At 71.1% G+C, this 11,234-nt stretch carries 15 protein-coding genes; 6 read left to right on the top strand and 9 right to left on the bottom strand.

What is annotated here, in order from left to right; all coding sequences use genetic code 11:
- The 3 genes from VGZ23_19400 to VGZ23_19410 all read right to left on the bottom strand — a co-directional run.
- A partial coding sequence (locus VGZ23_19400; GenBank protein ID HEV2359761.1) for a hypothetical protein occupies positions 1-606 on the bottom strand: 606 nt, incomplete at its 3' end.
- Between the two features lie 185 nt (positions 607-791).
- Positions 792-1,781 carry a DMT family transporter gene (locus VGZ23_19405; GenBank protein ID HEV2359762.1) on the bottom strand — a complete coding sequence of 330 codons (990 nt, stop codon included), beginning with the start codon at positions 1,779-1,781 and terminating at the stop codon, positions 792-794.
- A complete protein-coding gene (locus tag VGZ23_19410; protein HEV2359763.1) occupies positions 1,778-2,737 on the bottom strand; it encodes a fumarylacetoacetate hydrolase family protein in 960 nt (319 codons plus the stop codon). Before VGZ23_19410 ends, VGZ23_19405 begins: the two co-directional genes overlap by 4 nt.
- 103 nt (positions 2,738-2,840) lie before the next feature.
- Here VGZ23_19410 and VGZ23_19415 point away from each other — a divergent pair, with 103 nt between their 5' ends.
- The 5 genes from VGZ23_19415 (at position 2,841) to tadA (ending at position 5,918) form a co-directional block, all read left to right on the top strand.
- Positions 2,841-3,350: a Fur family transcriptional regulator gene (locus VGZ23_19415; GenBank protein HEV2359764.1), complete on the top strand. Its 510-nt coding sequence runs from the start codon at positions 2,841-2,843 to the stop codon at positions 3,348-3,350.
- Positions 3,350-3,886, top strand: coding sequence for a VIT family protein (locus VGZ23_19420; GenBank protein ID HEV2359765.1), 537 nt, complete (start codon positions 3,350-3,352; stop codon positions 3,884-3,886). The genes VGZ23_19415 and VGZ23_19420 overlap by 1 nt, the downstream gene beginning before the upstream one ends.
- Before the next feature lie 114 nt (positions 3,887-4,000).
- Positions 4,001-4,795: an aldolase/citrate lyase family protein gene (locus VGZ23_19425; GenBank protein HEV2359766.1), complete on the top strand. Its 795-nt coding sequence runs from the start codon at positions 4,001-4,003 to the stop codon at positions 4,793-4,795.
- 5 nt (positions 4,796-4,800) lie between these two features.
- A complete protein-coding gene (locus tag VGZ23_19430) occupies positions 4,801-5,421 on the top strand; it encodes a hypothetical protein (GenBank protein HEV2359767.1) in 621 nt (206 codons plus the stop codon).
- Positions 5,418-5,918 (top strand): tRNA adenosine(34) deaminase TadA, encoded by a 501-nt coding sequence (tadA, locus tag VGZ23_19435; protein HEV2359768.1) that lies wholly within the window; start codon positions 5,418-5,420, stop codon positions 5,916-5,918. Before VGZ23_19430 ends, tadA begins: the two co-directional genes overlap by 4 nt.
- A gap of 40 nt (positions 5,919-5,958) precedes the next feature.
- On the opposite strand, the gene VGZ23_19440 is transcribed toward tadA, so the two are convergent.
- Both VGZ23_19440 and VGZ23_19445 read right to left on the bottom strand, forming a co-directional pair.
- On the bottom strand, positions 5,959-6,825 hold the full coding sequence (locus VGZ23_19440; protein ID HEV2359769.1) for a PhzF family phenazine biosynthesis protein: 867 nt from the start codon (positions 6,823-6,825) through the stop codon (positions 5,959-5,961).
- Positions 6,826-6,829: 4 nt separating this feature from the next.
- Positions 6,830-7,507, bottom strand: coding sequence for an HAD-IA family hydrolase (locus VGZ23_19445; protein ID HEV2359770.1), 678 nt, complete (start codon positions 7,505-7,507; stop codon positions 6,830-6,832).
- Positions 7,508-7,645: 138 nt separating this feature from the next.
- Here VGZ23_19445 and VGZ23_19450 point away from each other — a divergent pair, with 138 nt between their 5' ends.
- The gene (locus VGZ23_19450) at positions 7,646-8,653 is read left to right on the top strand and encodes an ornithine cyclodeaminase family protein (protein HEV2359771.1); all 1,008 of its coding nucleotides are present in this window, start codon (positions 7,646-7,648) and stop codon (positions 8,651-8,653) included.
- Between the two features lie 12 nt (positions 8,654-8,665).
- Here VGZ23_19450 and VGZ23_19455 read toward each other — a convergent pair whose 3' ends face one another.
- The 4 genes from VGZ23_19455 to VGZ23_19470 all read right to left on the bottom strand — a co-directional run.
- Positions 8,666-9,634, bottom strand: coding sequence for an MBL fold metallo-hydrolase (locus VGZ23_19455; protein ID HEV2359772.1), 969 nt, complete (start codon positions 9,632-9,634; stop codon positions 8,666-8,668).
- Positions 9,631-10,026, bottom strand: a complete 396-nt coding sequence (locus VGZ23_19460) for a type II toxin-antitoxin system VapC family toxin (protein ID HEV2359773.1) — start codon at positions 10,024-10,026, stop codon at positions 9,631-9,633. The genes VGZ23_19455 and VGZ23_19460 overlap by 4 nt, the downstream gene beginning before the upstream one ends.
- The gene (locus tag VGZ23_19465) at positions 10,023-10,277 is read right to left on the bottom strand and encodes a type II toxin-antitoxin system VapB family antitoxin (GenBank protein ID HEV2359774.1); all 255 of its coding nucleotides are present in this window, start codon (positions 10,275-10,277) and stop codon (positions 10,023-10,025) included. The genes VGZ23_19460 and VGZ23_19465 overlap by 4 nt, the downstream gene beginning before the upstream one ends.
- A 124-nt stretch (positions 10,278-10,401) precedes the next feature.
- Positions 10,402-11,234 (bottom strand): Xaa-Pro peptidase family protein (locus tag VGZ23_19470; protein ID HEV2359775.1); only part of this gene is annotated, 833 nt, incomplete at its 5' end.

Consider the following 11,234-nt stretch of genomic DNA (forward strand, 5'->3'; position numbering starts at 1 on the left):
CGTGATCTCGTTCGGCACGCCGTAGTCGTAGAAATCGAAGGTCTGCTCCCCGTTCGGGGTGTCCGTCACCATTCGTCGCGGCAACCCGTTTCCGGTGCCGACGTTGAGCGTCGTCTTGAAGCTGCCGGAGAGACCCGCCACCGAGGTCTGGATCGTATAGACATAGACGCGCACCGGCTGACCGTCGATCGCCGCGTCCGGGCCGCGGGCGATCTCCACTGTGCCCTGGAGCGCCGCGGGATCGCCGGGCTTTTGAAACTCGGGAAGGCCCTGGCATATCCATCCGGCCGGCGCCCCCGGCGCCGTCATCCGGTAGCGCGACTGGTCGCCCACCCGGATGACCTCCATGGCGCCGTTCCCGCCCTGCATCGTCATGTGGAGCGCCGTCCCGGCCCGGGCCATTTCGACGACCATCGTCTGCCCGCCGGGCATCGCGCCCTTCATCTTATAGCCCGCGAGCGCGCTCAGCTTGTCATAGGCCGCCATCACCTCGCGCCACGCCGCGGCGTCGCCTTTGACCGTGAGCTCTGCGGCCGTGCGAAACGTGACGCCGGCGACGACGGCGAGGGCGGCCATCACCACCAGGACCATACGGCGGCGGCTCATGGCTACGCCGGTTCGGCGAATCGGATCAGCGCCCCTTTCTTGACGCGCAAACAGGACGCGTGCGGGAAGATCCTGCGACGAGGAACGGAACCGGCGACCATGTCCGGGCGGAGTCGCATGGCGTTGCCGGACCGTCCCTCGCCGCAATGCATCCGCCGTGGAAACCGGGCGGAGCCGTACGTCATTTATACCCCGTCTCGCGCGGCCCTCGCGACGCCGCCATTTCCCCACCCGCGTCCGTTCGGCCGTCCCCCGGCGCGGAGCGAGGCGGCGCCGCGGCCGGCGCTGAGTGCGATGCCGGCGAGCACCAGACCCGTACCGCTCCAAAACCGCGCATCGAGGCGGTCGCCGAAAAGAACGGCCGACGCGCCGACCCCGACGATCGGCTGCAGGTACTGCAGCGCGGCCGGGATGCGCGCGGGCAGGCGCGTGAGCGCCCCGAACCATATCCACAGGCCGGCCACCGTCACGAGGAGCGCGAGATACAGCACTACCGCCGTGCCGGTGATCGTCACACGCATCGGCGCGTGCCCGAGCTCCCAGGCCGCCGCCGGCACGAGCGCGGCCGCGCCGGCAAGCGAACTCAGCGCCGCCACGGTGATGACGGAGTAGCGCTCGATCAGCTCGACGCTCAGCACGTAGTAGAGCGCGACCGCGACGGCGGACAGCAAGACGAGCCCGACGCCTCCGAGCGCGCCCGGGGGGAGGGCCGGCGCGCCGGCGTGGACGGTACGGAGGCCAAGCGAGGCAGCCAGCGCCCGGGGATCGCCGCCGGCGACGAGCGCCACGCCGGCAAGCGCCGCGGCCAGTCCGGCGAGGTGTACGCCGCCGATCGGCTGCCGCAGCCGAACGGCCGCGAGGGCGACCACGAACACCGGGATCAGGGCGGAGACGACGGTGGCGACCGAGGCGGGCGTCGCGCGCACCCCGAGCGTCTGCGCCAGCTGCCCGATGCCGATGCCGAGCAGGCCGAGGCCCGCGGCCGCGGCGCAGGCGCGGGCGGGGGGAAGCCGGCGCCGCCGCAACAGCCACAGGAAGCACGGCGCCGCGACGAGGTATCGCAGCGCCGTGAGCGTGAGCGGCGGGATGTCCCGGAGCCCCAGCTTGGTCAGCGGGATCGACCCGCCCCAGACGATCGCAAGGAGGAGCAGCGCGCCGAGCGACCGGACGATCATTCCGCGGCGGGGACGATCGGGGTCTCCAGGGTGCCGAGGTTGGTAATCGAGATGCGGACGACGTCCCCGGCCCGCAGCCATCGGGGCGGGTTTCGCGCGAACCCGACGCCGCTCGGGGTGCCGGTCGCGATGAGATCGCCCGGCTCAAGCGTCAGGGCGCGGGAGACGTCCGAGATGAGATGCGCGACGGAAAAGATCATCGTGCCCGTGCTTGCGTCCTGGAGCCGCTCGCCACCGACGTCCACCGTGAGCCGGAGCGACTGCGGGTCCGGCACTTCGTCCCGCGTGACGAGGGCGGGACCGAGGGGCCCGCTGCGGTCGAAGTTCTTCCCGATCATCCATTGCGACGTGCGCCGTTGAAAATCCCGGATCGAGATGTCGTTGAAGATGGTGTAGCCCGCCACGTACTCGAGGGCGCGGGACTCCGGGATGTCGCGGCCGCGGCGGCCGATCACCGCCGTGAGTTCGCCCTCGTAGTCGACCTGCTCGCTCACCGCCGGCAGCACGTAGGGCTCGCCGGGCCCGAGGAGGCTGTGCGGAAACCGGGCGAAGTAGATCGGGACCTCCGGCGGCGGGCTGCCGCCCTCGCGGGCGTGTTCCGCGTAGTTGCGGCCGACGCACAGGATCTTGGGCGGGTTCGGGATCGGCGGAAGCAGCCGGACGTCGGCCGCGCGCCATGCCACGCCGTCGCTTTCGAGCTCCCGCGCCCGCCCCGGATCACCCAGCCCGCGCCGGACCCCGGCGGCGACCTCGCGCGCGAGCGCCAACGCCTCCTCGCCCCCGATCAGCACCTGGAGGAGCGACGGCGGGAGCAGAACCCGGGCCCGCGCGCCGGGGCGCGAGAGGCCCCGGGCGGCGTAGTGGGCCCGGGCGGCGCGCGTGAGATCGACGATCCAGTCGCCCTCCAGGGTGCCGACGCGGGTCTGACCGCGCGCGGCGAAGGTCACGAGTCGCATGGATCACCTCCGTTCGGTCTGTCGGGTACTTGGCGCCGCGCGACCGGCGTCCCTGTCGCCCCGGCGTTGACAGCCGGGGTGCGGGCGCATAGCATTATCAATAGTGGTTATTAATAAGGACATCCTCCGAAAAACCTCGCCGGCCGCCCCCGGGTGGGCGGTGCTCGGGCGGCTGCTGCGCGCGCGGGGCGGCCGGGTGACCCCGCAGCGTCTTGCGATCTACGAGGCGGTGGTGGGCCGGACCACGCATCCCAGCGTCGAGGCGGTGCACGAAACCGTGCGGGAGCGCTTCCCCGCCGTCAGCCGGGCCACGGTGTACACGACGCTCGATTTGTTCGCCGAACTCGGGCTTGTGCAGGAAGTCGGCGGGCGGGTGCGGCGCTACGACGGCCGGGCGGAGCGCCACGTCAACCTGGTGTGCGAACGCTGCGGCGAGGTGACAGACGTGGCCGATTCACGGCTCGAGGCGCTGGAGCGGAGAACCGCCCGGCGGGCCGGATTCGACATTCGATCCGCGCGGTTCGAGCTACACGGCGTGTGCCCGCGGTGCCGCGGGCGGGGCCCCGCGCGGGGCGCGGGGCGGGGCAGTCGAGCGAACGAAGGGAGCGCGTGATGCCGGAGGTACAGGCGGAATTGGCCGCTCCATCGATCCGGCCGGAGCTTGCGCCGTCCGAGGGCCGGCACAGCACGAGCTATCTGCTGCAGGTCGTCCAGCCGGCGCTGCTCGGGCTCATGGACGGCTCGATCTCCACGCTCGCGCCCCTGTTCGCCAGCGCGTTCGCGACGCGCAATCCACATACCGCACTGCTCATCGGCATCGCGGCCGCGCTCGGCGCGGGGATCAGCATGGGCTTCGCCGAGGCGCTCTCGGACACGGGTAAACTCACCGGCCGGGGACACCCGTTTGCCCGCGGCATGATCACCGGCGCGGCCACTCTGATCGGCGGGGTGCTGCACGCGCTGCCCTTCCTGATCCCGACCCTCGGACTCGCGCTCTCCGTGGCCTACGCCGTCGTCGGCGTCGAGCTGATCTCGATCGCCTTCATCCGCTACCGGTACTTCTCGATGAACTTCTGGCTCTCGATCCTGCAGGTTGTCGTCGGCGGCAGCCTCGTCTTCCTCGCCGGCGTGCTGATCGGCAGGTCCTAGGCTCCCCGCGCCTCGCGCGGGGCAGGCCCGGCATGCGCGCGTGATGCGCCGCCCGGCGCGTCCAGCGGGATTTCCCCGGCGCCGGATGGAACACAGGGGAGGAGGAACCTGCCGATGCCGACCAACCCTGTCAAAACGAAGGTCCGCCATGGCGAGGCGGTCTTCGGCACGATCTGCGCGCTGCCGTCGCCCGAGGTCGTCGAGATCATCGCCGTCGCGGGCTACGACTGCGTGCTGCTCGATCTCGAGCACGGTCCGCTGGACGTCGAGACCGTGCAGGCGATGGGCCGCGCCTGCCGCGCGACGGGCATCGTGCCGCTGGCCCGCGTGCCCGACGCCAACCCCAAGACGATTCTCCGGATGCTGGACAGCGGCTGCCTCGGCGTGATGGTCCCGCAGGTGGAGACGCCCCAGCAGGCGGCGGACGTCGTCGCCGCGTGCCGGTATCCGCCGGCCGGCCGCCGCAGCCTGGCCGGCAATACGGTGGCCGCCCGCTGGGGCGTCGTGCCCGCGGCCGATCACGTCGCCGCGAGCAACGACACGGTGCTGGCGATCGTCCAGATCGAGACCCGGGCCGGCCTGAACGCGGTCGCGGACATCGCCCGCACCCCCGGGCTCGACATGCTGTTCATCGGCCCCAACGATCTGTCGACGAGTCTCGGGCATCCCGGCGAGATGCGTCATCCCGAAGTGCAGGACGCGATCCGGCGGATCCTCCGCACTGCGAAGGACGCCGAGACGATGTCCGGGATTCTCGCCCTCGATCCGCGGGACGTCGAGACGTACCGGCCGCAGGGCGCGGGTTTGTTCCTCGACGGCCTCCCGCGCCTGCTGCTGCGCGCCGCGCAGGTCCAGGTGGCCGGACTGCGTGAGGCGGCCGCCCGGGTCGACGGTAGCGGCGGCCGGTAGTCGCCATGGCCGGCCGGCTCGACTACCACGACCCGTTTCATGAATTCGCCGGCCGGCTGACCGAAGCGCTCGAAGACAACCATCTGGTCGTGTCGGGGTACGCGTTCCTCGTCGACGTGGACCACATGAGCCGCGAGTACCGGTACGTGGTGCACCTCGAAAGCGAACCGCCCGCCGACGCCCCGCAGACCTCGGCCTGGCCCTGGGCCGAGCTGCGCTTCCTCGTCGACGCGCTGTCGTTCGGCCGGCACATTGCGGAGTACGACGAAGGCGTCGAATTTTCGCGCACGGTGCACGAAGAGGTCCAGGTGTTCGGCGAGCTGCTCACCGAGGTGACGATGGACCGCCTGCTGGTCCCGCCGGACGTCGTGGCGCTGCGTCGCGCCATCGGCGCCGCGGGTCCGGAACCCGGCGTGCCGAGCATCAGCCTGCAGCAGCACTTCTCCACCGAGGACGCGCCGCCGGTCTACAGCGCGCGCGTGCAGTCCAGCGTGGTGCTCAAAGAGGACGAGCTGGTCGAGGCCGACCGGCCCCGCAAGATCGCGCAGGCGGTCACGGCGCTGCTCGGCGGTCTGCAGTCGCTGCACCTCGCCGCCGAGGGCGCGCCGATGCCGCCGAACGAGTGACGCCCGCCGAACCCGCCGCGCCCGCGGCCTCCTCTGCCGCAACTCCATCCGGCGACGAGCGCCTCATGCGGGTGGCCCTGGCCGAGGCGGCGGAGGCCGGCACCCTCGGCGACGTGCCGATCGGCGCGGTCGTGGTGCATGACGGTCGGATCGTCGCGCGCGGACAGAACCGGCGCGAAGTCGACCGCGATCCCACCGCCCACGCCGAACTCCTCGCGCTCAGGCAGGCGGCCCGGCACGTCGGGGGCTGGCGGCTCTCGGGCTGTACCGTCTACGTGACGCTCGAGCCGTGTCCGATGTGCGCGGGCGCGCTGCTTCAGGCACGGGTCGACCGGCTCGTGTACGGCGCCGCCGACCCGAAGGCCGGCGCCGCCGGCAGCGTCGTCGATCTTTTCCGCGGCGTCCGTTTCCCTCACCACGTCGACGTGACGGGGGGCGTGTGCGAGGCGGAGTGTCGGCAGATTCTCCAGAGGTTCTTCGAGACGCTGCGCGCATAGCAACTGTCGGTCGATCCCAGCAAATGCCGGCGCCGGAAGACTAGAGGTCGACGTAACCGCCGACACAGGTGATCGTCCCGCCGCCCACCCAGATCGTGCCCTCGTCGTCTCGCGAAATATGAACGCGTCCGTGCCGACCCAGCGCGGTGCCCTGACTCGCGACGTACGGCGCCCTCGCCCGCCCGCCGTCGAGCAGCCACTGCGCCAGGGAGGCGTTCAGGCTGCCGGTTACCGGGTCTTCGACGGTCGCGCCGTGCTTGGGGAAGAAGGCCCGTACTTCGAAGGCCGCCGGGGAGCCGGCGGGGTATGGGCCGACCACTCCGAGGTCGATGTCGATGAAGATGGGCTGAAGCGCAAGAACCGCGGCGGCTGCCGGCAGGAGTACAGCCACCCATCCGGGGCCGTTGTCACACCACGCGGCATCGACGATGTCGTCTCGGTCGATGCGCAGGACCGAGGCGATGTGCCGGACGAGCGGTTCTTCGACCGGTCCGCTCCGGATCAATGGCGGGGCGGCGAATGCCAGCCCGTTCGCGCCGCGGCGCACCCGGACCAGGCCGGCCGGGCATTCCTGCACGACGACGTCGTCCCGCTTCGGCGTGCCCCCCGCCGCCAGCCAGGTGTGACACGTCCCAAGTGTCGGATGTCCGGCGAAGGAAAGTTCGGAGGCCGGCGTGTCCCGCACCAGGGTCTTGGCGCCGCTGGTAAAGATTCGTACACGGTAGTCGGCGGCGGGATCCGTCGGCGGCAGCACGAAGGTCGCCTCGGACAAGTTCGTCCATCGCGTGAACCGTTCCATCTCTTCGGTCGTCAAACCGTCCGCGTCGAGCACCACCGCGACCGGGTTGCCGGCGTACGGAGTCGTCGTAAACACATCGACCTGACGGAAGCGGCGGTGCCTGGCCATGTCGCTAGAGCAGCGCGAATACGCCCCGCAGATCCGGCGATTGGTGCGCCGGAGTAAATCGCGGGTCCAGCACCGCGTCACCGGCGCGGTTGATCCAGATCGTCCGGAGGCCGGCCGCCGTGGCCCCGGCCGCATCGCTGGCGGAGCCGGCCACGTGCAGCAGTTCCTCGGGGCGCGCTTCCATCTGCGCGAGCGCCTTCCGATAGACGGAGGGGTGCGGCTTGAATTTGCCGCCCTCGACCGAGACGATGCGGTCGAACCGGACGGGAAAGGTCCGCATGAGCGCCTCGAGCATCCCGGAGTCGCCGTTCGACAGGACGCCGAGCACAAGCGGCCGCCGCCGTACCTCCGCCAGGACCTCCGCGGCCTCCGGCCAGGCCGGCAGCCGCTCCCACGCCTCGACGAGGGTCCGCATTTCGCCGTCGTCGATCGGCGGCGCATACCCGCGCAGCACATGACGCGCGGACGCCTCGATCGCGGCACGGTTCGAGGCCGGTTCGCGGTCCAGCGAGTTCGCCAGGAGGAGGTAGTCCATCTGCGCCCGGCGCCACGCGCGGGCGGCGGCCGCCGCGTCGGCGGCGAGGCCCCGCCGCTCGAAGAATGCTCCCACCGCGCGCGTGAGGCCGGCGACCGTGTCGAACATCGCAGAATACACGTCGAAGGTGACGGTCCGAACGACCATGATCAACCCGGTTTGCCGCGCCTCGCCGCTCCCCCTGCACCACCAGGGTCGCGGACGGCGCGAACGACGGCGGCGGGACCTCCCGCCGTACCCGCCGAACAGGGTGCCGGTCGTCCACGGCGGACACGGATGTGACGCATGGCCCTGCTGCTCCGGGAATCGCACCTGCGCGAACTGCTCGCGATGCGCGACCTCATCCCGCTAATGACGCGCACGCTCGCGGCGTTCAGCGCCGGGGCAGCGGTTCAGCCCGTCCGGACCACCGTGGCCGTCGATCGTTACGGCGCCTTCCTGGGCGTCATGCCGGCGTACCTCAGCGGCGACTCCGGCGGTGCTCCCGAGTCCGCCGAGGCGCTCGGCCTCAAGGCGGTGGCGGTCTACCCTGGGAACGCCGGCCGGCATCTGCCAACGCACTTGGCGACGATTCTGCTCCTCGATCCCGCGACGGGCGTCCTGCGCGCGATCCTCGACGGCCGGCTGATCACCGAGATGCGGACGGCGGCGGTGTCGGCCGCGGCCACGGACCGCCTTGCCCGGCGCGGCGCGCGGCGGCTGGCGCTTCTCGGCGCCGGCGTCCAGGCGCGCAGCCATCTCGAGGCGCTGCGCGAAGTGCGCCCGCCCGCCGAGGTCCGCGTGTGGAGCCGGACACAGACGGGCGCGGACCGCTTCGCCTCCGAGGCGCGCGAGCGATTCGGCGTTTCCGTGACCGTCGCATCATCGCCGGAGGTGGCGGTGCGCGGGGCGGACGTCGTCTGCACCGTGACCGCCAGCACCACGCCGGTGGTCGAGGCGGCGTGGCTCTCACCGGGGACGCACGTGAACGCGGTCGGCGCGGCGCGGTCCGACTGGCGAGAACTTGCCACCGACGTCGTGCGCCGGGCGCGGCTCTTCGTCGATTCGCGGGCCGCCGCGCTGATCGAGGCCGGCGACGTGGTCGGGCCGATTCGCGAGGGCGCGATCACCGAGGCCCACATCGTGGCGGAGATCGGGGACGTGTTCGCCGGCCGGCGCGCGGGCCGGGAGCGCGATGACGAGATCACATTGTTCAAGTCGCTGGGGATGGCCGTGGAGGACGTGGCGACGGCCGGCTTCGCCTACGCGCAGGCGCAGGCGCGGCGTGTCGGAGACGAGGTCAGCCTCGAGTAAGGCGCGGCCGGCTCAGGCGAACCGCAGGGACGTGCCCACCGACGCGTGCACGTAGGCGTCCGGCATCCGCCGCGCCAGCTCCTGCAGCGCGCGCCACCCGGTGCAGTGGCAGGGCACGACGACGTCGGGGCCGATCGCGGCCATCTCATGAATCGTGTCTGGGATAATCGGCTCGAAGAGGCCGCCGGTCAAGTGGAGGCCGCCGACCACCGCATGTATCCGTTTGGTCCCGGTGACCGTCTGCGCGTGGCGGACCACGTTGATGATGCCGGCGTGACTGCACCCGGACAGCACGACCAAGCCCTTCCCGCGGAGCAGGAACACCGCGGCCTGGTCGTCCCACACCCAGGGGTCGGGCTCCCAGCCCTCCGGGGTGCGCGCGTGCTGCAGCGGGAAGCCCTTCTCGAAGGACGTGACGCGCTCGACCTGACCGGTGACCAGCACGGTGTCGTCGAGCAGCAGCGACGGCGCGCGCTCTTCGGTAATTTCGACACCCTCTTGCTCGAGGTCGTGACGGCTCGGCGGCGGGAGATGGATCTCGGCCCCGTTCGGGAAGACGGCCTTGCGGTCGCGCCAGGCGTCGGGGTGGAGCAGGAGCGGCAGACCACGGCGTCCGAGGCGCCGGACCATGCCCTCGAGGCCTCCGTGGTGGTCCACGTGGCCATGCGACAGCACGATCGCGCGCAGGTCGGTGACCTTGGTGCCGAGCACATCGAGATTGTGCAATGCCGTCGACCGGCCCAACCCCGCATCGTAGAGCACAGTCGCCGTGCGGCCCGCGCGCTCCGCCTTGACGAGCAGCGAGAGCCCGTGCTCAGCGAGTAGAGCCTCGCGTTCCAGCGTGTCCCACGCCGGCGGAGCGCGGCGCACAGTCTCCGTGCCGGCCATCAAGAGGTCCACGAAGTTGTCGACGACGATCGTCACTTCGATCGCATCGACCGGCTGAAGCGCCACGCGCTGCCGCATCGGTTCGGCGCTCATGGCATCGCCCGGGTCACGTCCGTGTGGACGAAATCCTTGCCCTTGAACAGCAACGGGTCGCCCGTGGCCTTCGCGAGCGCGTACGAGAAGCAGTCGCCGAAATTCAGCTTCGCCGGATGCCCGCTGCCCCGGCCAAAATCGCGGTAGGCGTCGCGGGCAATTCGTGCCTGCACCTCGGTGACCGGGTCGACGGCGATCTGCGCGGCCCGCAGGAGGTCGTCGAAGCCACGGCTGGCGACGGGATCGCGGCCGGCGTCGATGACCGCGGCTGTCTCAACGAAACTAACCGCCGAGAGGCGCCGGCTGGCCGCTCGTTGGATCGCCTCCGCGCAGGCGGCGGCTTCCGGCTCGTCGCGAAGAATGGCCAGCAGCGCCGACGTGTCGATGATCATCGCGGCAGTCCGCGCTCGTCATACAGCAGCTCGGCGTGGTCGGCGGATCGAAAGGGTTCTCTTAGATGCGCGGCGGTCTTCTTGCCGATCGCCAGCAACCGTTCGGCGAGATTGCCGTCCTTTTCGCGACGCACCCGCTCCAGCCGTTCGCGGAGCGCTTCCGTAACCGCCGCCGTCATGCTCTCCCCGGTAAGGCCGGCCAGTTTCTTCGCCAGCCGGTGCGCCTCGTCGTTTTTGATGTTGAATCCCACGGTTCCATCTACCTTTCTACCTATGTTTGTAATCTATTCTACCATCCGTCAATTGCCACAACAAGTAGACGAGTAGAAGAGACATGAGCTGAAACCCGTCCTGCGTCACGTGACAGAAGGCGGCTCAGACCGTAAACAGCCGCTGCTCCGATACGGTCAGGCGCTCGCAGCCCTCCCCGGTGACCGCGAATTCGTCCTCGATACCGACCACGCCGGTGCCGGGAAAGATCAGCTTCGGCTCGACGGCGAAGACGGTGCCCGGCTCGAGCGGGTCGGTAAAGCCGTCGGCGAGGACGGGCCATTCGTCGAGCTCGAGGCCGACGCCGTGGCCGACGTAGCGGACGCGGTAGGGAGCCGCGCCCATGAAGGCCTCGGCGTACCCGAGGGAGCCGGCCCGGTCGAGCGCCAGATGGTACAGCGCTTCCGGGGTGGCGCCGGGCCTGATCGCGGCCGCCACGGCGTGCAGAATTTGCATCGTCGCGTCGTGAGCGCGTCCCAGCGCGTCCGGCAGCCGTCCGATCACAAGCGTCCGCGTCTGATCGGAGATGTAGCCGCCGAGCACGGCCGGCGCGTCGATGATCACCGGGGCGCCGCGCGCGATGCGCTGCCATCCGGCGCCGTAGGGCGCGGCGGGCCCCGGGCCTAAGCCGCCGAGCGGGAGGTCCGGAAAGCTCGGGGCCGCGGCGGCCGGCCCCGCGGCGATCACGCCGTAGTACGTCTCCTGGTTCCAGGCGCGGAGCCGTACGACGCCCTCGTGGCCGGCGCTTCGCGCCGCCGCCTCGATACCGGCCGACAGGTCGAGCTCGGTCATGCCTTCGTGGAGCGTCGCGAGCGCCGCGCGGAGGATGGCGTCGGAGAGCCGCGCGGCCGCCCGGATGCGCTCCAGCTCGTAGGGCGATTTGACCGAGCGAATCCTGCGGACGGCCGCCGAGACGTCGGAGACGTCGGCCGCGCCGA

The organism is bacterium (assembly GCA_035945995.1).
Classification (GTDB): Bacteria; Sysuimicrobiota; Sysuimicrobiia; order Sysuimicrobiales; family Segetimicrobiaceae; genus DASSJF01.

Coding starts and splice junctions, on each gene's coding strand:
- VGZ23_19405 (HEV2359762.1), bottom strand. CDS start 1,781: ATGATCGTCCGGTCGCTCGGCGCGCTGCTCCTCCTTGCGATCGTCTGG.
- VGZ23_19410 (HEV2359763.1), bottom strand. CDS start 2,737: ATGCGACTCGTGACCTTCGCCGCGCGCGGTCAGACCCGCGTCGGCACC.
- VGZ23_19420 (HEV2359765.1), top strand. CDS start 3,350: ATGCCGGAGGTACAGGCGGAATTGGCCGCTCCATCGATCCGGCCGGAG.
- VGZ23_19425 (HEV2359766.1), top strand. CDS start 4,001: ATGCCGACCAACCCTGTCAAAACGAAGGTCCGCCATGGCGAGGCGGTC.
- VGZ23_19430 (HEV2359767.1), top strand. CDS start 4,801: ATGGCCGGCCGGCTCGACTACCACGACCCGTTTCATGAATTCGCCGGC.
- VGZ23_19440 (HEV2359769.1), bottom strand. CDS start 6,825: ATGGCCAGGCACCGCCGCTTCCGTCAGGTCGATGTGTTTACGACGACT.
- VGZ23_19445 (HEV2359770.1), bottom strand. CDS start 7,507: ATGGTCGTTCGGACCGTCACCTTCGACGTGTATTCTGCGATGTTCGAC.
- VGZ23_19450 (HEV2359771.1), top strand. CDS start 7,646: ATGGCCCTGCTGCTCCGGGAATCGCACCTGCGCGAACTGCTCGCGATG.
- VGZ23_19455 (HEV2359772.1), bottom strand. CDS start 9,634: ATGAGCGCCGAACCGATGCGGCAGCGCGTGGCGCTTCAGCCGGTCGAT.
- VGZ23_19460 (HEV2359773.1), bottom strand. CDS start 10,026: ATGATCATCGACACGTCGGCGCTGCTGGCCATTCTTCGCGACGAGCCG.